This is a genomic window from Pantoea sp. X-Soil-YNGN-775 (assembly GCF_059730575.1).
In genome coordinates this window covers 1791094-1812340 of record NZ_AP035945.1, presented here as the reverse complement: position 1 = coordinate 1812340, position 21247 = coordinate 1791094, and the positions used below count along the sequence as shown (strand labels likewise).

Here is a 21247-nt window from a genome sequence, read left to right as displayed (position 1 = left end):
TCGTATGAAATTCAACGCGGTAAAATACTTCTCCACCCTGATTGTGTTTGCGCTGGCGCTGCTGGCTGCCGGCTGGATGTGGAACTACTATATGCAGTCGCCCTGGACCCGCGACGGCAAAGTACGCGCCGAACTGGTCGATATTACGCCTCAGGTCTCGGGCCGCATTACCCAGCTGCAGGTGAAAGACAATCAGTTCGTTCACCGTGGTCAGCTATTGCTGACGCTCGATCCGGTGCCGTGGCAGATTGCGCTCGACAACGCCGATGCCCAGCTCAGCAAAGCGCAGGCCGATCTGGCCCGGGCGCAGCACGAATTTAACCGGCGTAGCCGCCTGCCGCGCAATGTGATTTCGGCCGAAGATCTCGATGCTGCCCGGCTGGCGGCCAATGCCGCCGCCGCCAGCACCAAAGCCGCCCAGGCGGAGCTGGATCGGGCACGCTGGAATCTGCAACAGACCACGCTGACCGCGCCGACCGACGGCTGGATCACCAATCTCACCCTGCGGCCTGGCAACTACGCTACCGCCGGTAGCCCGCTGTTTGCGCTGGTGGATAGCCACTCTTATTACGTGGTGGGCTATTTCGAAGAGACCAAGCTGCGCCACATTCGTCCGGGTGCGGCGGCTCAGGTAGTGCTGTACAGCAATGGCGCACGGCTTCAGGGTCAGGTCGACAGTATTGGCCGCGCCATCTATGACCAGAGCATAGAGACCGACAGCGGGCTGGTGCCGGACGTCAAACCCAACGTGCCCTGGGTGCGTCTGGCGCAACGGGTGCCGGTGCGGATTCATCTCGATCCGCTGCCGGCTGACGTGCCGCTGGTGGCGGGTACCACCTGCACTATCACCATTCAGCCATGAATTTTCAGTGGCTGGCGTGGGATCAGTTGCCGTGGATTAAGGCCAACGCCAATCAGTGGCGTTATGCGTTGCGCAATGCCATTGCCATGTGCCTGGCGCTCAGCATCGCCTATGGACTGGATCTGGATGAGCCGTACTGGGCGATGACCTCCGCGGCGGTGATCAGCTTTCCTACCGTCGGCGGCGCCATCAGTAAGAGTCTGGGCCGGATTGCTGGCAGTCTGCTCGGGGCCAGCGCCGCCCTGCTGATCGCCGGACATACCTTGAATGAGCCCTGGCTGTTTACCTTCGCGATCGCCGGCTGGCTGGGGTTGTGTACCGGCGTCGCCAATCACTATCAGAACAACGTCGCCTACGCTTTTTCGCTCGCCGGTTACACCGCTGCCATTATCGCCTTCAGCAGCGTTAACATCACCGATATTACCGATTTGTGGACCATTGCTCAGGCGCGAGTCTGTGAAGTGATCTCCGGCATTTTGTGTGCCGGCTTTATGATGATGGTGCTGCCGAGTACCTCGGATGGCGAAACCTTAATCACCTCGCTGAAGCAGATGCATGCGCGGCTGCTGGAACATGCGGTTTTACTGCTGCAGCCCTCGGTCAGCGACAACATTCGTACCGCGCACGAGAACGTCATCAGCCAGATTCTGACCATGAACCTGCTGCGAATTCAGGCGTTCTGGAGCCATTACCGCTTTCGCCGGCAAAACAACGTGCTCAACTACGTGCTGCACCAGCAGCTGCGGCTGACCAGCGTGCTCTCCAGCCTGCGCCGCATGTTGCTGAACTGGCCCGATGCGCCCGACGCGCTGTTTGCTGCGCTGCAACAGCTGCTGGCGGAGCTGGGCAAACCACAATGTGATAAATACCGGCTGGCGCGCATCCTGCGTAGCGTCACCCCGGCTGCCGATGGCGACTACCGGCAACGCGCCTTCTGTCAGCGGCTGCGCTACTTCTGCTGGATGTATCTCAACGTGCTGCGCTGGATCAGGCTGCTGGATCGGGCCGACGCCGATACCCGCTTCCAGCCGCCGCCGGTCCCGGCGCTGGCACGCGACAGCGACAGCGCCGAAGCGGGCTGGAGCGCGCTGCGCACCTTTAGCGTCATCGTGCTGGGATGCGCGTTCTGGATCAATACCCAATGGTCTTCCGGCGCGGCGGCGCTGACCTTAACCGCCATCGCCTGCGTGCTGTATGCCTCATCGCCTTCACCTGGCGGCAGCGTTATTCTGCTGCTGAAAACTCTGCTGTGGCTGTTTGCCTTCAGCTTTGTCATGAAGTTCGGCCTGATGGTGCAGATCAGTCAGCTGTGGCAGTTTTTGCTGCTGCTGTTTCCGCTGCTGGCGACGCTACAGCTGTTCAAACTCCAGCAAAAGCAGCGGGCGGGGATGTGGGGGCAATTTATCGTGTTTATGGGCTCGTTCATCGCCGTTACTAACCCGCCGACCTGGGATTATCAGGACTTCTTTAACGATAATATCGCCAAAGTGTGCGGAGTACTGCTGGCCTGGCTGGCGTTTCAGCTGCTGCGCCCCAGCTCAGATGCGCGTCGCAGCCGGCGTCATATCCGGGCGCTGCGGCTGGCGTTTCTTGACCAGCTCAGACAGCGTCCGCGGTTGAGTGAAAGCCGGTTTGAATCGCAGATTTATCATCGCATCAGCCAGCTCAGTCACAGCCGGGATGAGCAGGCGCGCGTCTGGTTATTGCGCTGGGGTGTGGTGTTGCTCAACTGCTCGCATATTGTCTGGCAGCTGCGGCAGTGGCGGGCAGATTCCGCCACGCTGATGGAGGTGCGCGACAGCAGCCTGCAGAATCTACAGCGGATTATCAGCAGCCGTGGCGTGCAGCACAGTTCGCTGGACCAGATTCTGACGGAGCTGGAGAGGATGATCGCCACATTGCTGGCGCTGGGCAGTAATGAGGCCAGTGAACTGGCCGGTATTATCTGGCGGCTACGCTGTTCGCTGGCCCAGTTGCAACAGGCGGTACCCGGCTGACTACTGGCAATATTGCTGCTGCTGCCGGTTAAAGTCATCCTGTAGCTGCTGCAGCGTTTTATGGCCCTCAAAGCGGGTTTTATCCACCTCGGTCATCGGTTCGATCACCAGCGCTTTTTCATCCGGCGAGAAGATAAACCGGCGGGTCAGTTCTGTGCCGGTAAAACTTTTGCCCTGAATGCTGCCGCAGACCATCGTCATGGTGCGTCGGAAAATAGTGGTTTCAATGAAATTGGTTTCGGTGGCGCTGCGGAACACCTGCTCACAACCCTTCGCTTCCAGTTTGCGCACCGTATTGCGGCTCAGCCATTCACGCCCTTTAGCGATATTTTCACAGGTGCTGCGCATCGGGCTGGTATCAATCGTGCGCTGTAGCTCACGCCCGGTTTCCGTCACCAACTGTGTATCGTTGGGTTTATCGCATCCCACCAGCAGTAAGCACAGCAGTAATGCGCCCTTGTATTTCATACTCCTGCTCCTTGACCCATCGCGCTTTCTTACCTGAATCAATATCATAGGGGGGAAATCGGCGGGATGGTACAACAATTCATAAACGGGCAGGAAGAAAAGCGGGCGGCAAGCGATCGCCGCCCCGAAACTCAGATAACACCGCAGGCAAAGCGTGCGCCGCCGCCGCCCAGCGGTTGGGGATGATCGGCATGGTTATCGCCGCCGACATGCACCATCAACGCTTTGCCCTTAATTTCGCTCAGCGATTTGAGGCGCGGTGCCAGTACCGGGTAGCTGGCGCTGCCTTTATCATCGATATACAGCGCGGGCAGATCGCCGGCATGCCCGTCGGCATAGGGACCCAGATGTTTGCCGCTGTTAGCCGGATCAAAGTGCCCTCCTGCCGCACCGGCAGCCACCACTTTCCCCTGCGATTCACCCGGCTCACAGCTGCCCTTCGCATGCACATGAAAACCGTGGATGCCGGGCTGAAGCCCTTTCAGATCCGGGGTAAACTGCAAACCATACTGCGTCTCTTCAATCGTCACACTGCCGAGCGATTTGCCAATCCCCTCCGCCGTAACCTGATGGAGGGTAACCTGCTCACTGGCCGCCGAGGCCGCACCGCAGGCAAGAAGGGCTGATAGCGCAACTGCTTTGATTTTCATTGTGACTCCTTTGAGGTACCAGGGTATGGCATAAGCCTGGTACCGGTTGCGCTATTCTGCCGAAGATTGACGCAGTTTTACGCTTCAGGGCACATCAAAGCCTAACGCCGCCTTGCGGATGCGGAACCATTGCTGACGCGTCAGCGATAAGTTAACCGCGGCGGCCGCTTCACTGACGCGTGCCGTTTTACCTGAACCAATAATTGGCAGCGGTTTGCTCGGCAGCATCATGATCCACGCATACACCACCTGTTCGAGGCTGCTGGCGCCGGTTTCCTGGCGGATAATCTCCAGCTCGTCACGCAGCGGCTGATAATGGGGATCGTTAAACAGGCGGCCACCGCCAAGACAGGACCAGGCCATCGGCCGGAAACGCAACTGCTGGCACTGATCCAGCGTGCCATCCAGCAGCAGATTTTGTTGAACCGGCGAGATCTCCAGCTGGTTCGTGACCAGCGAAAACGGCAGGCGTGACTGCAGCAGCGCGAACTGCGCCGGGGTGAAGTTGGACACGCCGACGTGCAGCACTTTTCCGCTCTGGTGCAGGGCGATAAAGGCTTCGGCGACTTCATCGGCATCCATCAGCGGATCAGGACGGTGAATCAGCAGCAGGTCGAGGCGATCGGTTCCAAAATGACGCAGTGAATTTTCAGCACTCTGCAGGATATGCGCTTTACCGGTGTTGTAATGGCCGATCTGATGTTCAGGACGGGCGCGGGTGGCAATGCCGCATTTGGTGACGATCTGGAGCCGCTCGCGCAGGCCCGGAGCCAGCTTCAGCGCCTCGCCAAATGCCGCTTCGCACTGATAATCACCGTAGATATCCGCATGGTCGACGGTGGTAATACCGAGGCTGAGATGGTGCTCAATAAACGCCACCCGCTGTTGCGGCGACATGCCCCACTCCATCAGCCGCCAGTACCCCATAATCAACGGTGAAAAATCCGGACCCTGCGACGCGATGGCTTGCGGTTGTAACATAACGATCTCCCTGTGGCACGATGGCTGCAATGAATGTGTCAGAGAGTATAACGGAAAGCGAGAGACCGTCAGAACAAGCTCGGCTGATGTGGATCAAGCGGCTCCTCTTTATTCTGTTGCCGCTGCAGGCGCAGGCGACGCTGATAACAGAGACGCAACACCTCACGCTTTTGCGCATCACTAAAGCGCAACCAGTTGAACCGCTCATCACGGCTGCGTAAACATCCCAGACAATAGCCGCGGGCATCGCTCTGGCAAATGCCACGACAGGGACTGGGAACCGGGAAAAATTCAAGCTGCTCGGCCACCGCGACTCCGGATTGAGAGAGTGAACAATCTATTGAAGAGATCTTAGCCGGTTTGTGCAACAAATAAGCATAAGTTCATCTGATTTCTCTGCAAACCCCCCATATACTGAACACTCTGTGCCAAACGGAATCGACTGCCATTGCATTAGACCGACTGGTCTACTAACCTGAGGGCCATGAACAAGACGCAACAACGCAATGAAACCCGCGAACACCTGCTCCGCATTGGTGAGCAGATCTGTCTGCAACGCGGTTTTACCGGCATGGGACTCAGCGAACTGCTGACTCAGGCGGAAGTGCCGAAGGGCTCTTTCTACTATTACTTCCGTTCCAAAGAGACCTTTGGCGTGGCGTTGCTGGAGCGCTATTTTGCGCGTTTCCTGCAGGATGTTGAGTTGCAGCTTAATCAGCCAGACGGTACCCCGCGCGAGCGTCTGCTTAATCATTTCCGGGCGGCAGAACAGCTGTTCACTCAGCAGGGGCACATCGTGGGTTGTCTCGGCGTGAAGGTTTCCGCTGAGGTCTGCGATCTCTCTGAACCGATGCGCGACGCGCTGCAACAGGGTGCGGCAAAAATTACTGCCCTCTATGCCCGCACGCTGAGCGCCGCTGCGCAGCAGGAGTCGCTGTCGTTACCGCATCCGCCGGAACAGATGGCCGAGTTGCTGTCACTGCTGTGGCTGGGAGCCAGTTTACAGAGCAAGATTTCCCGTGAGCCGCAGCCGCTGCGACTCGCATTAAGTACCATCGAACAGTGGCTAAAAATCCACTGATTTTTAAAAACAGCATTTGTAGACGACTGGTCTACTAATCAGGAGCTAACATGGCGAGTACCCAGCTGTTTCGTCCGCTGAAAGTCGGCGCGATTACCGTGCCAAACCGCGTTTTTATGGCGCCGCTGACCCGTCTGCGCAGTATTGAGCCAGGCGATATTCCTACCCCGATGATGGGCGAATACTACCGTCAGCGTGCCAGCGCCGGTTTGATCATTACCGAAGCCACCCAGATCTCTTTCCAGGCGAAAGGCTATGCCGGCGCACCCGGCTTGCATACGCAACCGCAGATTGCGGCGTGGAAAGCGATTAACGAAGGCGTCCATCAGGCTGGCGGACACACTGCAGTACAGCTGTGGCACACCGGCCGCATCTCACACAACAGCGTGCAGCCAGACGGTAAAGCTCCGGTTGCACCCTCCGCTATCGCCGCTGGCACCCGCACCTCGCTGCGTGCCGCTGACGGCAGCGTTTATCGCGAAGAGACCTCGTTGCCACGTGAACTGACGGTGGCAGAAATTCAGCAGATCGTGGCCGATTTCGGCCAGGCGGCAGCCAACGCCCGTGAAGCCGATTTCGACCTGCTGGAACTGCACTCGGCGCACGGTTACCTGATCCATCAGTTCCTCGCGCCGGGCTCTAACCAGCGTACCGACGAATATGGCGGCAGCATTGAAAAACGTGGCCGTTTTGCGCTGGAAGTGGTTGATGCCGTGATCGCTAACTGGTCAGCTGACCGGATCGGTATCCGCGTATCACCGATCGGCAGCTTCCAGAATCTGGACAACGGTCCGGATGAAGAAGAAGCGGCGCTGTGGTACATCGGTGAACTGGCGAAGCGCAATATCGCCTATCTGCACCTCTCCGAGCCTGACTGGGCCGGCGGTAAGCCATACAGCGACGCGTTCCGTGAAAAAGTCCGTAACCTGTTCCCTGGGGCGATTATCGGTGCGGGTGCCTACACCGTTGAGAAAGCGGACGACCTGATTGCGCGTGGCCTGATCGATGCGGTTGCGTTTGGTCGCGATTACATCGCCAACCCGGATCTGGTGGAGCGCCTGCAGCAGGATGCGCCGCTCAACCCGCAGCGTCCGGAGAGCTTCTACGGCGGCGGTGCTGAAGGCTATATCGATTACCCAACGCTGTAAGAGAGCGGGCTGCTATCCGGCAGGATGGCAGCCATTATTCATTGGCGATTTTGATCGCTATACTTAGCGCTTGTGTCATCCGGCGATGGCGTTTTGATTATCAAAGAGGATGTTTATGCGTTTACTTCATACCATGCTGCGCGTTGGCGATCTGCAACGCTCAATCGACTTCTATACCCGCGTGCTGGGCATGCGCGTGCTGCGTCAGAGTGAAAATACCGAATATAAATATACGCTGGCGTTTGTTGGTTATACCGAAGAGAGCGAAGGCGCAGTGATCGAACTGACCTACAACTGGGGCGTTGATAAATATGACCTCGGTAACGCTTACGGTCACATCGCGCTGGGCGTCGACGACGTTGCTGCCGCCTGCGAACGTATCCGTAACGATGGCGGCAACGTCACCCGTGAAGCGGGTCCGGTGAAAGGTGGCTCAACCATCATCGCCTTTGTTGAAGATCCTGATGGTTACAAAATCGAACTGATCGAGAACAAACACGCCGGTCACGGCCTGGGCAACTAAACCTGCTCTTCAGCCTGCCCTGTCGGGTGGGCTGACCTCTTCTGCTCCTCTTCATCTGCTGCACCCGGGCCAGATTTTTGCCATAATGCGCGCTGCCCTTTTTCTGCAATGAGATCCTGATGTCTGAATCGAATTCCCCCAATGCACTCAATCAACGTTTCCGTGGCTTCTATCCGGTGGTCATCGACGTCGAAACCGCCGGCTTCAACGCGCAGACCGACGCGCTGCTGGAGATCGCCGCTACCACGCTGAAAATGGATGACGAGGGCTGGATCCATCTCGACCAGACGCTGCATTTTCACGTTGAACCGTTTGTCGGGTCGCTACTGCATCCTGAAGCGCTGGCGTTCACCGGTATCGACCCCAGCAATCCGCTGCGCGGCGCAGTGAGTGAATATGAGGCGCTGCACGCCATCTTCAAGATGGTGCGTAAAGGCATTAAGGATACCGGCTGCAATCGCGCCATTATGGTGGCGCATAATGCGACCTTTGATCTGAACTTCATGAACGCGGCGGCCGAGCGTGCCAGCCTGAAGCGCAACCCTTTCCACCCGTTTGCCACCTTTGATACCGCGGCGCTGAGCGGACTGGTGCTGGGGCAGACCGTGCTGGCGAAGGCATGTAAAGCCGCGGGCATGGCGTTTGACAGCACCCAGGCTCACTCGGCGCTGTATGATACCCAGCAGACCGCTATTTTGTTCTGTGAACTGGTGAATCGCTGGAAACGGCTGGGTGGCTGGCCCCTGCCCTTCGCCGAAGGCGAAGCAGCCGCGAGCGCTGACTGAGGGATCTGCAATGAAAAAGGCCGACGCGATGTCGGCCTTTTTGTTTTATTCCGCTTCTTTAAACTTCTCTGCGGTCTCTTTAATCAGCGACTGCAGTTCACCGCGCTGGAACATCTCAACGATGATGTCACATCCGCCGACCAGTTCGCCATCAATCCACAGCTGCGGGAAGGTTGGCCAGTTGGCATATTTCGGCAGCTCTGCACGAATGTCTGGGTTCTGCAGAATATCCACGTAAGCAAAACGCTCACCGCAGGCTGACAGCGCCTGAACCGCCTGCGCAGAGAAACCGCAGCTTGGCAGTTTCGGGGAACCTTTCATGTACAGCAGGATCGGGTTTTCTGCGATCTGGCGCTGAATTTTTTCTACAGTACTCATAATTGCCTTCCTTAATTCATTACTTCGTGTTTGTTTATTGTAGCGACTTCGCCCCAGGACTGAAAACGAGATTTTGGCCGTTGCCCGATTAAATCGCCATGTTTGTTAACTCCTGTTTTCGGCCCTGTTAACCCATGATTATTAACCGCAGGTAACATATTAATAATTTGCAATAGTTTTGTAGATATAAGATGCTGAAAATGCTCATTTTCGACACAACTGTGCGTGTCCGAAAGATTAATAAAAAAAGGCGTTACGGTTTTCAGGCGAACTGGACTAGAATGGCTTCGGCACTGATCCTGGATCAGATTATTCCCAACTTTGTCGTGGTGCGTAGTGGCCCTGACAACTTAACTAAAACCGGACTATGCGTTTAATCATTACGCTTTTCATCCTTGCCTTTGCGCAACTGTTCTTCAACATCGCTTCTGCTTCCCCGCAGGCGCCGGTGAATGTCAGTTCGCATAAAGCAGAGAAAAAGAGTGCGCGCGAAGATGAGCGCCGCAAGCGTCGCCCGTTGAAAACGTCGGCGAAGAAAACACGCGTCAGCCCGGTCCAGAAGCTCAAACTCAAAAAACAGAAAAAAAGCGAACTCAGCGCCAGCCATCTTTCCGCAAAGAAAAGCAAAACTCCGCTCAAAACCGCCAGTAAAAAACGTTACGGCCATCAGCGTGCGCTCAAAACCGCAGACGCCAGCAGCAGTGACATCGGCACCATTAAAATGAGCAAGTCACATCGTCAGCGCTACCAGAAAGCGCGTGAGACGGCGATGACCAAGCTGATGGGCCAGCTGGGCAAACCCTATCAGTGGGGCGGCACCTCACCGCACACCGGTTTCGACTGCAGCGGCCTGGTCTGGTACGCCTATAAAGATCTGGTCAAGTTTAAGATCCCGCGTACCGCCAATGAGATGTACCACCTGCGCGACGCCGCGCCGGTAAAACGCGAGTCGCTGGAGAAAGGCGATTTAGTCTTCTTCCGGATTAATGGTCGCGGCACCGCCGATCACGTTGGGGTTTATCTCGGCAACGGCAAATTTATTCAGTCACCTCGCACCGGCAAAGATATTCAGATCAGTGCGCTGGGTGAAGATTACTGGCAGCGCCACTACATCGGCGCGCGGCGGGTAATGACCCCGAAAACCATTCGTTAAGCGGCTTCGCTACGCGAAAATCAAACAGAGAAAAGCCGGGCGATGCCCGGCTTTTTCATTAGTGCAGCACCGCTGTAAAGCTAAAGGCGACGATCATCAGCAGACAGCCGACGGTAGTCATCAGGGCCAGTTTCAAATCTGTACTCATTTAGCGCTCCTTAGTCACACATTTTGTAGGGATAAGCCATTTTCCCATAGGGGCTGGTAAAAATCTCGTTTTATCCGTTCAGCCTTGTTAGAATCCTGCCTTTGTTGCGCAACGCGCGCAATCCCGGTTCCGTTTGCTCTCCTTTTCAGGCGCTCATTACCCGCCAGACGCCTGTTTACCGGTCAGAAAAGCTGCATAATTGCGGGGAGAACCCTGAGCAGACGCAAACGTTTAACATTATGCTTATCATTGCGTTAGATAAGCCCTGGAGTCCGATTTTAATGGCAACAATTAAAGATGTGGCAAAACGCGCCGGCGTCTCAACGACCACCGTTTCGCACGTCATCAACAAAACGCGTTTTGTCGCTGAAGAGACGCGCAACGCGGTCTGGCAGGCGATTCAGGAACTGCACTATTCGCCGAGCGCGGTGGCGCGCAGCCTGAAGGTGAATCACACCAAAACGCTGGGCCTGCTGGCAACCTCCAGCGAAGCGCCCTACTTTGCTGAAATTATTGAAGCGGTGGAGAATCACTGCTTTGATAAAGGCTACACCCTGATTCTGGGCAATGCGCACAACGACCTGCAAAAGCAGCGTGCCTATCTCAGCATGATGGCGCAGAAGCGCGTCGATGGACTGCTGGTGATGTGCTCTGAGTATCCGGACGATCTGTTAAAGATGCTGGAAGAGAATCGCAATATCCCGATGGTGGTGATGGACTGGGGTGAATCACGCGCTGACTTCACCGACACGGTGCTGGATAATGCCTTTCAGGGCGGCTACCTGGCCGGACGTTATCTGATTGAGCGCGGTCACCGTGATATTGGCGCGATTCCCGGCCAGATGGAACGCAACACCGGCGGCGGACGTCACGCGGGTTTCCTCAAGGCGCTGGAAGAAGCAGGCATTCAGCCGCGTGCCGAATGGATCGTGCAGGGCGACTTCGAGCCGGAGTCGGGCTATCAGGCGATGCAGCAGATCCTGTCGCAGAAACAGCGTCCGACTGCGGTGTTCTGCGGGGGCGATATCATGGCGATGGGCGCGATTTGCGCCGCCGATGAGATGGGATTGCGGGTGCCGCAGGACATTTCGGTGATCGGTTATGACAATGTGCGCAACGCGCGCTACTTTGCGCCTGCGCTGACCACGGTGCATCAGCCAAAAGCGCAACTGGGTGAGAAAGCGCTGGAGATGTTGCTGGATCGCATCACCAGTAAACGTGAGATTTCTCAGACCATCGAAGTACACCCAACGCTGATTGAACGCCGTTCGGTGGCTGACGGTCCGTTCCGCGACTACCGCCGTTAATCTTCGCTTAACCACTCCTGATTAAGCGTTTGCGCATCACCCAGATAGCTGAGTAACCAGCCCGTTGCCGGTGATGCGCGATCTTCCGCCCAGCTTACGCAACAGGGACTGTCCGGAAACGCGACCGGCAACGTTAATTCTACCAGCGCTCCGCTGTCCAGTAATGGCCGCGCCAGATGCCCAGGCACCATCGCCACGCACAATCCCGCCAGCACGCAATCCAGTCCGGTCTGCCATTCCGGCACCACCAGCCGACGCTGATTGTCGAGCGTCCACGTCATCCGGCGCGGCAGCGCGCGCGAGGTATCTTCCAGCACCAGCGACGGCCAGCTGCGCAGGGTGTCGTCGTCAATCTGGCTCACCCCGGTCAGCGGATGGTGGTGCGCCACCACACAACGCCAGTTGAGCGTCCCCATGTCGCGAAAGGCAAAGCGTCCGCCGACCGGTATCGCCTGAGTGGCACCGATGGCCACTTCAACCCGATCATCGGCCAGCGCATCCCAGACGCCGTTAAACACTTCATAACTGATGTGCAACTCCATGTCGGGGAAATGGCGGTAAAAATCCTTGACTAACTGCCGGGTGCGCTGCGGCTTGACGATGCAGTCGACCGCAATACTCAGCTGTCCACGCCAGCCGTTAGCCAGCTGCTGACACTGGCGGCGGGTGGCGAGCATTTTTTTGATAACGCTGCGCCCTTCCCGGACAAAATGCTCGCCGGCGGGGGTTAATACCACCTCGCGATGCTGGCGCTCAAACAGCGGTACCGCCAGCCACGTTTCCAGCTGACGCACGGTGTAGCTGATAGCTGACGGCACCCGATGCAGCTCCTGCGCCGCGGCGCTGAAGCTGCCACCGCGCGCCACCGCATCCACCACCTCTAAAGCATATTCTGACCACATAATCTGCCTTCAAATTTTTTAACAGCAACCGGCAAATATTAGCGTTTCACAGCGGCAAACGCACCTTTTACACTCTGCCGCGTTCAACCTGCAAAATGAGAATCAGATGTCACCGTCAAAAGGATTTATGCCTTATCTCGCTCTGCTGAGCATGCTGGGCTTTTTAGCCACCGATATGTACCTGCCCGCCTTTGGCGCGATGCAGCAAACCTTTAACACCTCACCCGGCCTGATCAGCGCCAGTATGAGCCTGTTCCTGGCGGGATTTGCCTGCGGTCAGCTGTTCTGGGGACCACTGTCAGACCGCATCGGCCGCAAGCCGGTATTGCTGGCCGGTCTGGCGCTGTTTGCCGTCGGCTGCGCCGGTATGCTGTGGGTCAATGATACTTATCTGATGCTGGCGCTGCGCTTTGTTCAGGCGATCGGCGTCTGTGCCGCAGCCGTTAGCTGGCAGGCGCTGGTAGTCGATCGCTATCCGGCGGCGCGGGCCAACAAAGTGTTCGCCACCATTATGCCGCTGGTGGCGCTCTCACCGGCGCTGGCACCGTTGCTGGGTGCCTGGCTGATCGGCCATTTTCACTGGCGTTCTATTTTCCTGGTGCTGACGCTGATTGCCGTGGCGCTGATCCTTACCACCCTGCGCCTGCCGGCCAGCCGTAAAGCCAAAGGTGAACAAGGCGCACAGCCTGGTTTTTTCACCCTGCTGAAGTCGCGGGTCTACAGCGGCAACGTGCTGATCTACTCCGCCTGTTCCGCCAGCTTTTTTGCCTGGCTGACCGGCTCGCCGTTTATTCTGGCCGATCTGGGCCTGACGCCCGCCGACATCGGTCTGAGCTATCTGCCACAGACGGTTGCATTCCTGATTGGCGGTTTCGGCTGCCGCGCCCTGCTCAACCGTTTTACTGGCGCACAGTTGCTGCCGTGGCTGCTGGCGATCTACAGCCTGAGCATTCTGGCGCTGTTTGCGGTTGCGCTTTCCGGCCACAGTACGCTGGTCAGTCTGCTGCTGCCGTTCTGCGGCATGGCGCTGGCCAATGGTGCTATCTATCCGATCGTAGTTTCCGCTGCGCTGATGCCTTTCCCTGACGCCACCGGTAAAGCGGCGGCGTTGCAGAACACCCTGCAACTGGGATTATGCTTCGCCGCCAGCCTGGCCGTCTCGGCCGGACTGACCCAGCCGTTGCTGACCACGACCCTGATGATGGCGCTGACTATCCTGCTTGCCCTGCTCGGCTTCGTGATGCAGCGTGTTGCAAACGCACAATCTGATGTTGCCACCCCCTCTACCGCCTGCCAGGATAATCACTGAAGCAATGATTTTTTAGTTAGCTCACTAACAATAAGTCATTGAATATTGACCCGCGTGGGAATATACTCATTCGGGTCAATAAATCCGCATCAAATCAACAACATAATAACATTACACAATGATTGGCAACCGGCTCGCCGGGAGGATGTCTGCGCGCACGTCAGGATTTATGCGTCGGATCCTTTTGCACCATTTCAATCCTCTGTATCACGCCAGATATCTGGTTTACAGAGTCATCCGTGACTTTTCTCAATTCCTGAAGAAATTGACTATTCTTTTTCAGGTTAAGATTGGACAGGTGGTGGAGAAGCTATGAGTTCATCGTATGTAGAAGAAGTGAGCCTCGAAGAAAACCATTGGTATCGCATCGTTCACGAACTGCTGGAAAAAGCAGATATCGAAATTAATGGTTCACGAAGCTGGGATATTCAGGTTAAAAATCCTGACTTCTTTAAACGTGTTCTGCAGGAGGGATCGCTGGGTCTGGGCGAAAGTTATATGGACGGCTGGTGGGAATGCGATCGGCTGGATATATTTTTCCACCACGTACTCAAACATAAACTGGACCAGCAACTTCCTCATCATTTTAAAGATACGCTGCGTATTGCCGCGGCGCGCTTAACCAACCTCCAGTCGAAAAAACGCGCCTGGATTGTCGGTAAAGAGCATTATGATTTAGGAAACGATTTGTTTTCTCTGATGCTTGATCCTTATATGCAGTACTCCTGTGGCTACTGGAAGGAAGCCACCACGCTCGCCGCCGCGCAGGAAGCGAAGCTGGATATGATTTGCCGCAAATTAGCGCTGGAGCCGGGCATGTCGCTGCTGGATATTGGCTGCGGCTGGGGCGGACTGGCAGAATTTGCCGCACGTCATTATGGCGTTAAAGTGCATGGTGTTACCATTTCGGCTGAACAGCAGAAACTGGCGCAGCAGCGCTGTGAAGGATTAGACGTCACCATTCTATTACAGGACTATCGCGATCTGAATGAACAGTTTGACCGCATTGTGTCGGTCGGAATGTTTGAGCATGTCGGTCCTAAAAATTACGCCACCTATTTTGATGTCGTCGATCGTAATTTAAAGCCAGACGGTATTTTCCTGCTGCACACCATCGGTGCGATTAAAACCGATATGAATGTGGATCCGTGGATCGATAAATATATTTTCCCGAATGGCTGTCTGCCTTCGGTACGCCATATTGCCGACGCCAGCGAACCGCATTTTATTCTGGAAGACTGGCATAACTTTGGCGCAGATTACGACACCACTCTGATGGCGTGGTATGAACGCTTTATCCAGGCCTGGCCGCAATTAGCAGATAGCTACGGTGAACGCTTTAAGCGCATGTTCTCTTATTACCTTAACGCCTGTGCCGGCGCGTTTCGCGCTCGCGACATTCAGTTATGGCAGGTGGTGTTCAGTCGGGGCGTGGAAGGCGGGTTACGCGTGGCGCGTTGAAACCTCTGCGGGAGCGGATAAACGATAAAAAAGGCGCTGATGCGCCTTCTTTTTTAGCTTTCTGCCGTCGGTTGCCCGGTCAGCATATTCATCGCCGCCGCCGCATCACGCTGCGCTAATACCCGCTCAACGGTGTCGACAATTGCCTGGGTATGCGGATCGATCTCGATATTAACCCGGTCGCCAAAGGTTTTTGTTCCTAAGGTAGTGCGTTCCAGCGTTTCCGGGATCAGATAGACGCAGAATTTGGTTCGGGTTACATCCCCGACCGTCAGGCTTATCCCGTCGATACCAACGAAGCCTTTGTGCAGGATATATTTCATCTGGGTCGGATCCTGGATCTTAAACCAGACTTCGCGGTTATGTTCCGACTGGATGATTTTGCAGATTTCAGCGGTGGTCATAATATGACCAGACATCAGGTGTCCGCCTATTTCATCGCTGAATTTTGCGGCGCGTTCAATATTGACCACATCTCCCTGACGTAAATCGCCGAGGTTGGTGACGCGCAGGGTCTCTTTTATTAAATCAAAACTGACCCGATCGCCATCAATAGCCGTCACGGTTAAGCAGCAGCCGTTGTGTGCCACCGATGCGCCCAGTGCCAGCCCCGGCAATAATTCTTCCGGCAACCTGACGGTGTGAGTACGGAACAGCTCTTTCTCTTCAATGGACACTATTTCTGCGGTGCCCTGCACAATACCGGTAAACATAGTCTTTGCCTCTGCGAAGTTTGCGCTAGTTTATCACAGCTCACGTCCGCTGTTAGCTTTCAGCCGGCGGCGTAGCCTTACAGCGTAGCAAAACGCATGCAGTGACAAAGATTGGCGAATCCGCTATCGCCAGTTACACTAGCTGACGCAATTCCTGGGGCTTCCCTGCCCCGCCATTATTTCATTTAACTTTTCAGGTGTTAACGTGCAGAAGTATTTAACAGAAGCGCGTCAATTGCTTGCCCTTGCGATTCCGGTCATCCTTGCTCAGGTGGCTCAAACCGCAATGGGATTTGTGGATACCATTATGGCCGGCGCCGTCAGCGCCACGGATATGGCCGCCGTCGCTGTCGGCACCTCTATCTGGCTTCCGGCCATCCTGTTTGGTCATGGTCTTCTGCTTGCATTGACGCCCACGGTTGCGCAACTCAACGGCTCTGGCCGCCGCGAACGCATCGCCGAGCAAATCCGCCAGGGTTACTGGCTGGCCCTGTTTGTTTCGCTGTTGATCATGATGCTGTTATGGCATGCCGGCTACTTAATCCGGGCTATGCATGACATCGATCCGCTGCTGGCGATGAAAGCAGAAGGCTACCTGCATGCCCTGCTGTTTGGCGCACCGGGCTATCTGTTTTTCCAGGTACTGCGTAATCAGTGCGAAGGCCTGTCGAAAACCAAGCCGGGTATGGTGTTGGGCTTTCTCGGTCTGATGGTTAATATCCCGCTGAACTACATCTTTATTTATGGCCATTTCGGCATGCCGGCGCTGGGCGGCGTGGGCTGTGGCGTGGCAACGGCCTCGGTCTACTGGGTGATGTTCATCTGCATGCGCTTCTGGGTCCGCCGGATGAGCACCATGCGCGATATCCATCTGACCAGTAGCTGGTCACCTCCTTCGCGTCCGATTCTGACCCGTCTGATGACGCTGGGCTTACCGGTGGCGCTGGCGCTATTCTTCGAGGTCACGCTGTTTGCTGTGGTCGCACTGCTGGTGTCGCCGCTGGGTATTGTTAACGTCGCCGGTCATCAGATCGCGCTCAACTTCAGTTCACTGATGTTCGTTCTGCCGTTGTCACTGGGCGTGGCCACCACCATCCGGGTTGGCTATCGGCTGGGTCAGGGGTCAACCGAGCAGGCCAAAGTCGCCGCCTGGACCGCCCAGGGCGTCGGCATCAGCATGGCCGCGCTGACCGCGCTGTTTACTGTGACCTTCCGGCATCAGATCGCCCTGCTGTATAACGACAATCCGGAAGTGGTGACGCTGGCGGCGCAGTTGATGCTGCTGGCGGCCATCTATCAGTTTTCTGACTCGATCCAGGTGATTGGCAGCGGTATTTTGCGCGGCTATAAAGATACCCGCTCGATCTTCTTTATCACCTTTATCGCCTACTGGCTGCTGGGCCTGCCGGCCGGCTATTTACTGGCACTGACCGACTGGCTGGTGCCGCGAATGGGGCCGGCAGGCTTCTGGTGCGGCTTCATTGTCGGGCTGACATCGGCGGCGGTAATGATGATTTGGCGGATCAGGCGCTTGCAACAGTCACCTGCCGAGGTGATCCTGACGCGCGCGGCGCGCTAACCGGTTGAGCGGGCGGTAAAAGGCCCGCGATGCCTAAAAAAACGACGCATAGCACAGTTGCTGTTCAGTCACGGTGAAAAAACCATTTTTCCCCTTGCCAGCCTCTTCGGCTGCCGTTAATATTCGTCCCCGCTGTCGCCCAGACAGCGTGTTGCGCTCTTAGCTCAGTTGGTTAGAGCACCACCTTGACATGGTGGGGGTCGATGGTTCGAGTCCATTAGAGCGCACCAAGTGCGTCCGTAGCTCAGTTGGTTAGAGCACCACCTTGACATGGTGGGGGTCGGTGGTTCGAGTCCACTCGGACGCACCATTTCCTGTAAGCGTTCTTAGCTCAGTTGGTTAGAGCACCACCTTGACATGGTGGGGGTCGATGGTTCGAGTCCATTAGAACGCACCACTTTCAGAATTTCTCCCGCTTGCGCAACTCCCCCTTTTATTGATCTACATCTCTTCCTGTGCTGCTTTTCAATTGGTTTTCGCATACTTAGCGACTATACTGTGCCGCGTTGTCCACTTGAAAGGTTTCAGCGATCACGTGCCTATTGCGATAACTCAGATAATTTGCGCAACACTCAGAAGGTGGTTACCAACCGTAACCGCACAACTTCCCTGCACGCCTGGCCTTCGTCACCTATTCTTACTCTGTATAGCCCGTTTCGATTTCAAACAGAATTCTCACTTCGATGCATTGCCATCGGATTTCGCCCTTTATCATCCATCACAACTTACAGATAACCCGTCATGAAAAAGACTAAGATCGTTTGTACTATCGGCCCGAAAACCGAATCAGAAGAGATGCTGACTCAGCTGCTTGAAGCCGGCATGAATGTTATGCGTCTTAACTTCTCCCACGGCGACTACGCCGAGCACGGCCAGCGCATCACCAACATGCGTGCCGTGATGGAAAAAACCGGCCGTCAGGCGGCTATCCTGCTGGACACCAAAGGCCCTGAAATCCGCACCATGAAACTGGAAGGCGGAAATGATGCCCCTCTGAAAGCGGGTCAGACCTTTACCTTCACCACCGACCAGAGCGTGATCGGCAACAGCGAACGCGTTGCGGTGACCTATCCTGGCTTTACGGCTGACCTGAAAATCGGTAACACCGTACTGGTCGATGATGGCCTGATCGGCATGGAAGTGACGGAAGTCACCGAAAACACCGTGGTGTGTAAAGTACTCAATAATGGCGACCTCGGTGAAAACAAAGGCGTTAACCTGCCAGGCGTTTCTATTCAGCTGCCGGCGCTGGCGGAAAAAGATAAGCGCGACCTGATCTTCGGTTGTGAGCAAGGTGTCGATTTCGTTGCTGCGTCGTTCATCCGTAAGCGTTCAGACGTGCTGGAAATTCGTGAGCACCTGAAACAGCACGGCGGTGAGCACATCCAGATCATCTCTAAAATTGAAAACCAGGAAGGCCTGAATAACTTCGACGAAATTCTCGAAGCGTCAGACGGCATCATGGTTGCGCGTGGCGACCTGGGCGTTGAAATCCCGGTTGAAGAAGTGATCTTCGCGCAGAAGATGATGATCAAGAAGTGTAACAAAGCGCGCAAAGTGGTGATTACCGCTACTCAGATGCTTGACTCAATGATCAAAAACCCACGCCCTACCCGTGCTGAAGCGGGCGACGTGGCAAACGCCATCCTCGACGGTACTGATGCGGTGATGCTGTCAGGCGAAAGCGCCAAAGGGAAATACCCGCTTGAGTCAGTGACCATTATGGCCACTATCTGTGAGCGTACCGATCGCGTGATGAAGTCCCGCATCGATAGCCAGAACGACACCCGCAAGCTGCGCATTACCGAAGCGGTCTGCCGCGGTGCGGTTGAAACTGCTGAGAAGCTGGAAGCGCCACTGATTGTGGTCGCCACTGAAGGCGGTAAGTCTGCCAAGGCAGTACGTAAGTACTTCCCGAACGCCACTATCCTGGCGCTGACTACCAATGCCACCACCGCGCGTCAGCTGATCCTGAGTAAAGGGATTGAGACCCGTCTGGTGACCGAAATCGCCTCGACTGATGATTTCTATCGTCTGGGTAAAGAAGCGGCGCTGGAAAGCGGCTATGGCCAGAAAGGTGACGTGGTGGTGCTGGTGTCAGGTGCATTAGTACCAAGCGGAACTACCAACACCGCCTCAGTACACGTGCTGTAAAACTATTTCCACCATTTATTTAGAAGCGCCTTTCACGGGCGCTTTTTTTATTTGTACTTAATACAAATGTCGGAAAATTCCAATCGAAAATAACTATTCAATTTCACTTTATATTAAGGTTAATCCGATTAAATCTCTCTGTTTTCGCTAAATTTTTTTATCATCTTCTGCGATCCGCTGCTTCTTTGAGCGAACGATCAAATTTAAGCATCTTCTCATCAAAAATTTATTCTCAACTTAAAAAGCTTTGTGTAATACTTGTAACGCTACATGGAGATTAACTCAATCTAGAGGGTATAAATAATGAATCGTACTAAACTGGTACTGGGCGCGGTAATCCTGGGTTCAACTCTGCTGGCTGGTTGCTCAAGCAACGCTAAAATCGACCAGCTGTCTTCTGACGTTCAGACTCTGAACGCTAAAGTTGACCAACTGAGCAACGACGTGAACGCAGTGCGTTCAGACGTTCAGGCTGCTAAAGATGACGCAGCTCGCGCTAACCAGCGTCTGGACAACCAGGCTCACTCTTACCGTAAGTAAGAGTTCTGGTTTAAAAATGGCGCCTTTAAGGCGCCATTTTTTTTGCTTTGCGTTTACGCGGTTTCCCGCGTGACCCGCTTTAGGGCGTGGCCGTTTCAGCTTCCGCCTGAACAACCGGCGCAGCAGAGGCCGATGCAGGCGTCTCCAGCCCTGCAGGCGGCGTTGTTTCACTCTGGACCGGCTCACCACTGCTGACCAGCACCGGCATGCCTGAGCGACGCGTCAGGCTGGCTTTAATCAAGGCGCTATCACTTTTCTCGCTTTTGATAAATTGCTTCAGTCCGGCATTCAGCGCTAACGGCATGGTTTGCGGATCGTCCTTATCGTTACGCGATAACGGCTGATGCACCTCGACGTAGCGTTTGCCGTCAGGTTCTACCGCATACTTCACCGGCTGATTAATGATCTGCACCCGCGTGCCTTTCGGCACCGAATTAAACAGCGCTTCGATATCCTCTGAACGCAGGCGAATACAGCCGGAGCTGACGCGCATACCAATGCCGAACTTCGCGTTGGTGCCATGAATCAGATACTGGCCGCTACCGCGCGCCAGGCGCAGCGCAAACAGCCCCATCGGGTTATCCGGCCCGGCAGGCACTACCGCAGGCAGCGTAACCCCTTCTTTGGCATAGCGTTTACGAATGTTCTGAGTTGGCGTCCAGGTTGGGTTGGGAATTTTCTGGCTGATTTGGGTCACCATCACCGGGGTTGCCGCCCCGAGCTGACCAATACCGATCGGATAGACAATGACTTTGTCTTCGCCTTTGGGATAGTAGTAGAGACGCAGCTCGGCCAGGTTCACCACAATGCCTTCTCGCGGAGTATCAGGCAGCAGCATCTGCAGCGGGACGGTGAGTTGCGTGCCGGCTTTCGGCAGCCAGGGATCGGTGCCGGGATTCGCCTCCAGCAGGCTAAGCAGGCCAACCTGATAGCGGGCCGCAATCTCTTCCAGTGGGCGTTTGTCGTCAGGAACCTGGGTCAGGACGTTTTCGCCAATCAGGCGACTGTCAGGGGGTGGCAGCGGGTATTCCGTGGCAAATGCGGGTGCAGAGAGCCCAAAACAGGTCAGCAGCAATGCACCGGCTAAACGTAAAGCAGGTTTCATGCA

22 protein-coding genes and 3 tRNA genes are annotated in these 21247 nt (G+C 55.6%); 16 read left to right on the top strand and 9 right to left on the bottom strand.

Annotated features, from left to right (window positions below; all coding sequences use genetic code 11):
- The first annotated feature begins 4 nt into the window (after nt 1-4).
- Nucleotides 5-862, top strand: a complete 858-nt coding sequence (locus AC6I8I_RS08520; RefSeq protein WP_312057184.1) for an efflux RND transporter periplasmic adaptor subunit — start codon at nt 5-7, stop codon at nt 860-862.
- The gene (locus tag AC6I8I_RS08515) at nt 859-2859 is read left to right on the top strand and encodes an FUSC family protein (RefSeq protein WP_497828550.1); all 2001 of its coding nucleotides are present in this window, start codon (nt 859-861) and stop codon (nt 2857-2859) included. The genes AC6I8I_RS08520 and AC6I8I_RS08515 overlap by 4 nt, the downstream gene beginning before the upstream one ends.
- Here the strand turns inward: AC6I8I_RS08515 and AC6I8I_RS08510 are convergent, their stop codons facing one another.
- The 4 genes from AC6I8I_RS08510 to AC6I8I_RS08495 all read right to left on the bottom strand — a co-directional run bounded on the left by AC6I8I_RS08510 (nt 2860) and on the right by AC6I8I_RS08495 (nt 5266).
- Nucleotides 2860-3327, bottom strand: a complete 468-nt coding sequence (locus AC6I8I_RS08510) for a hypothetical protein (RefSeq protein ID WP_312756778.1) — start codon at nt 3325-3327, stop codon at nt 2860-2862.
- Between the two features lie 131 nt (nt 3328-3458).
- Entirely contained in the window at nt 3459-3977 is a 519-nt protein-coding gene (sodC, locus tag AC6I8I_RS08505) for a superoxide dismutase [Cu-Zn] SodC (protein ID WP_312057181.1), read from the bottom strand.
- Between the two features lie 84 nt (nt 3978-4061).
- A complete protein-coding gene (locus AC6I8I_RS08500) occupies nt 4062-4958 on the bottom strand; it encodes an aldo/keto reductase (RefSeq protein ID WP_312057180.1) in 897 nt (298 codons plus the stop codon).
- Between the two features lie 68 nt (nt 4959-5026).
- Nucleotides 5027-5266: a DUF1289 domain-containing protein gene (locus tag AC6I8I_RS08495; protein WP_312057179.1), complete on the bottom strand. Its 240-nt coding sequence runs from the start codon at nt 5264-5266 to the stop codon at nt 5027-5029.
- 176 nt (nt 5267-5442) lie between these two features.
- On the opposite strand from AC6I8I_RS08495, the gene AC6I8I_RS08490 reads away from it, so the two are divergent.
- From AC6I8I_RS08490 to rnt, 4 genes are all read left to right on the top strand, one after another.
- Nucleotides 5443-6039, top strand: a complete 597-nt coding sequence (locus tag AC6I8I_RS08490; RefSeq protein WP_312756771.1) for a TetR/AcrR family transcriptional regulator — start codon at nt 5443-5445, stop codon at nt 6037-6039.
- A 50-nt stretch (nt 6040-6089) separates the two neighbouring features.
- Nucleotides 6090-7187 (top strand): alkene reductase, encoded by a 1098-nt coding sequence (locus AC6I8I_RS08485; protein ID WP_312057177.1) that lies wholly within the window; start codon nt 6090-6092, stop codon nt 7185-7187.
- 115 nt (nt 7188-7302) lie between these two features.
- Entirely contained in the window at nt 7303-7710 is a 408-nt protein-coding gene (gene gloA / locus AC6I8I_RS08480; protein WP_031375718.1) for a lactoylglutathione lyase, read from the top strand.
- A 119-nt stretch (nt 7711-7829) separates the two neighbouring features.
- Nucleotides 7830-8495: a ribonuclease T gene (rnt, locus tag AC6I8I_RS08475; protein ID WP_031375717.1), complete on the top strand. Its 666-nt coding sequence runs from the start codon at nt 7830-7832 to the stop codon at nt 8493-8495.
- A gap of 45 nt (nt 8496-8540) precedes the next feature.
- Here rnt and AC6I8I_RS08470 read toward each other — a convergent pair whose 3' ends face one another.
- The gene (locus AC6I8I_RS08470) at nt 8541-8876 is read right to left on the bottom strand and encodes a Grx4 family monothiol glutaredoxin (RefSeq protein WP_176035873.1); all 336 of its coding nucleotides are present in this window, start codon (nt 8874-8876) and stop codon (nt 8541-8543) included.
- Between the two features lie 364 nt (nt 8877-9240).
- On the opposite strand from AC6I8I_RS08470, the gene AC6I8I_RS08465 reads away from it, so the two are divergent.
- Nucleotides 9241-10026, top strand: a complete 786-nt coding sequence (locus AC6I8I_RS08465; RefSeq protein WP_312756767.1) for a C40 family peptidase — start codon at nt 9241-9243, stop codon at nt 10024-10026.
- A gap of 58 nt (nt 10027-10084) precedes the next feature.
- On the opposite strand, the gene cydH is transcribed toward AC6I8I_RS08465, so the two are convergent.
- Nucleotides 10085-10174: a cytochrome bd-I oxidase subunit CydH gene (gene cydH / locus AC6I8I_RS08460; protein WP_122983609.1), complete on the bottom strand. Its 90-nt coding sequence runs from the start codon at nt 10172-10174 to the stop codon at nt 10085-10087.
- A 281-nt stretch (nt 10175-10455) separates the two neighbouring features.
- Between cydH and purR the strand changes: the two genes are divergently transcribed.
- Nucleotides 10456-11481: an HTH-type transcriptional repressor PurR gene (gene purR / locus AC6I8I_RS08455; RefSeq protein ID WP_312057614.1), complete on the top strand. Its 1026-nt coding sequence runs from the start codon at nt 10456-10458 to the stop codon at nt 11479-11481.
- On the opposite strand, the gene punR is transcribed toward purR, so the two are convergent.
- Nucleotides 11478-12383 (bottom strand): DNA-binding transcriptional activator PunR, encoded by a 906-nt coding sequence (gene punR / locus AC6I8I_RS08450; protein WP_312057612.1) that lies wholly within the window; start codon nt 12381-12383, stop codon nt 11478-11480. The two genes, purR and punR, sit on opposite strands and share 4 nt — an antisense overlap.
- 106 nt (nt 12384-12489) lie before the next feature.
- Here punR and punC point away from each other — a divergent pair, with 106 nt between their 5' ends.
- Together punC and cfa are read left to right on the top strand one after the other, a co-directional pair.
- Nucleotides 12490-13692, top strand: coding sequence for a purine nucleoside transporter PunC (gene punC, locus AC6I8I_RS08445; RefSeq protein WP_312057610.1), 1203 nt, complete (start codon nt 12490-12492; stop codon nt 13690-13692).
- Between the two features lie 312 nt (nt 13693-14004).
- Entirely contained in the window at nt 14005-15153 is a 1149-nt protein-coding gene (gene cfa / locus AC6I8I_RS08440) for a cyclopropane fatty acyl phospholipid synthase (protein ID WP_312057608.1), read from the top strand.
- A gap of 53 nt (nt 15154-15206) precedes the next feature.
- On the opposite strand, the gene AC6I8I_RS08435 is transcribed toward cfa, so the two are convergent.
- Nucleotides 15207-15866, bottom strand: coding sequence for a riboflavin synthase subunit alpha (locus tag AC6I8I_RS08435; RefSeq protein ID WP_497828549.1), 660 nt, complete (start codon nt 15864-15866; stop codon nt 15207-15209).
- 205 nt (nt 15867-16071) lie between these two features.
- Here AC6I8I_RS08435 and AC6I8I_RS08430 point away from each other — a divergent pair, with 205 nt between their 5' ends.
- The 6 genes from AC6I8I_RS08430 to AC6I8I_RS08405 all read left to right on the top strand — a co-directional run bounded on the left by AC6I8I_RS08430 (nt 16072) and on the right by AC6I8I_RS08405 (nt 20139).
- Nucleotides 16072-17445, top strand: a complete 1374-nt coding sequence (locus AC6I8I_RS08430) for an MATE family efflux transporter (RefSeq protein WP_312057701.1) — start codon at nt 16072-16074, stop codon at nt 17443-17445.
- Nucleotides 17446-17598: 153 nt separating this feature from the next.
- Nucleotides 17599-17675 (top strand) — tRNA-Val (locus AC6I8I_RS08425).
- Between the two features lie 3 nt (nt 17676-17678).
- A tRNA-Val gene (locus tag AC6I8I_RS08420) sits at nt 17679-17755 on the top strand.
- 10 nt (nt 17756-17765) lie between these two features.
- A tRNA-Val gene (locus AC6I8I_RS08415) sits at nt 17766-17842 on the top strand.
- A gap of 344 nt (nt 17843-18186) precedes the next feature.
- Nucleotides 18187-19599, top strand: a complete 1413-nt coding sequence (gene pykF, locus AC6I8I_RS08410) for a pyruvate kinase PykF (RefSeq protein ID WP_031375710.1) — start codon at nt 18187-18189, stop codon at nt 19597-19599.
- A gap of 303 nt (nt 19600-19902) precedes the next feature.
- On the top strand, nt 19903-20139 hold the full coding sequence (locus AC6I8I_RS08405; protein ID WP_006118977.1) for a major outer membrane lipoprotein: 237 nt from the start codon (nt 19903-19905) through the stop codon (nt 20137-20139).
- A gap of 79 nt (nt 20140-20218) precedes the next feature.
- Here the strand turns inward: AC6I8I_RS08405 and AC6I8I_RS08400 are convergent, their stop codons facing one another.
- Nucleotides 20219-21244: a L,D-transpeptidase family protein gene (locus AC6I8I_RS08400; RefSeq protein WP_497828548.1), complete on the bottom strand. Its 1026-nt coding sequence runs from the start codon at nt 21242-21244 to the stop codon at nt 20219-20221.
- Nucleotides 21245-21247: the final 3 nt, after the last annotated feature.

Coding starts and splice junctions, on each gene's coding strand:
- pykF (WP_031375710.1), top strand. CDS start 18,187: ATGAAAAAGACTAAGATCGTTTGTACTATCGGCCCGAAAACCGAATCA.
- AC6I8I_RS08405 (WP_006118977.1), top strand. CDS start 19,903: ATGAATCGTACTAAACTGGTACTGGGCGCGGTAATCCTGGGTTCAACT.
- rnt (WP_031375717.1), top strand. CDS start 7,830: ATGTCTGAATCGAATTCCCCCAATGCACTCAATCAACGTTTCCGTGGC.
- purR (WP_312057614.1), top strand. CDS start 10,456: ATGGCAACAATTAAAGATGTGGCAAAACGCGCCGGCGTCTCAACGACC.
- AC6I8I_RS08400 (WP_497828548.1), bottom strand. CDS start 21,244: ATGAAACCTGCTTTACGTTTAGCCGGTGCATTGCTGCTGACCTGTTTT.
- cydH (WP_122983609.1), bottom strand. CDS start 10,174: ATGAGTACAGATTTGAAACTGGCCCTGATGACTACCGTCGGCTGTCTG.
- AC6I8I_RS08485 (WP_312057177.1), top strand. CDS start 6,090: ATGGCGAGTACCCAGCTGTTTCGTCCGCTGAAAGTCGGCGCGATTACC.
- AC6I8I_RS08490 (WP_312756771.1), top strand. CDS start 5,443: ATGAACAAGACGCAACAACGCAATGAAACCCGCGAACACCTGCTCCGC.
- cfa (WP_312057608.1), top strand. CDS start 14,005: ATGAGTTCATCGTATGTAGAAGAAGTGAGCCTCGAAGAAAACCATTGG.
- sodC (WP_312057181.1), bottom strand. CDS start 3,977: ATGAAAATCAAAGCAGTTGCGCTATCAGCCCTTCTTGCCTGCGGTGCG.
- gloA (WP_031375718.1), top strand. CDS start 7,303: ATGCGTTTACTTCATACCATGCTGCGCGTTGGCGATCTGCAACGCTCA.
- punR (WP_312057612.1), bottom strand. CDS start 12,383: ATGTGGTCAGAATATGCTTTAGAGGTGGTGGATGCGGTGGCGCGCGGT.
- AC6I8I_RS08435 (WP_497828549.1), bottom strand. CDS start 15,866: ATGTTTACCGGTATTGTGCAGGGCACCGCAGAAATAGTGTCCATTGAA.
- AC6I8I_RS08515 (WP_497828550.1), top strand. CDS start 859: ATGAATTTTCAGTGGCTGGCGTGGGATCAGTTGCCGTGGATTAAGGCC.
- AC6I8I_RS08510 (WP_312756778.1), bottom strand. CDS start 3,327: ATGAAATACAAGGGCGCATTACTGCTGTGCTTACTGCTGGTGGGATGC.
- AC6I8I_RS08520 (WP_312057184.1), top strand. CDS start 5: ATGAAATTCAACGCGGTAAAATACTTCTCCACCCTGATTGTGTTTGCG.
- AC6I8I_RS08500 (WP_312057180.1), bottom strand. CDS start 4,958: ATGTTACAACCGCAAGCCATCGCGTCGCAGGGTCCGGATTTTTCACCG.
- AC6I8I_RS08465 (WP_312756767.1), top strand. CDS start 9,241: ATGCGTTTAATCATTACGCTTTTCATCCTTGCCTTTGCGCAACTGTTC.
- punC (WP_312057610.1), top strand. CDS start 12,490: ATGTCACCGTCAAAAGGATTTATGCCTTATCTCGCTCTGCTGAGCATG.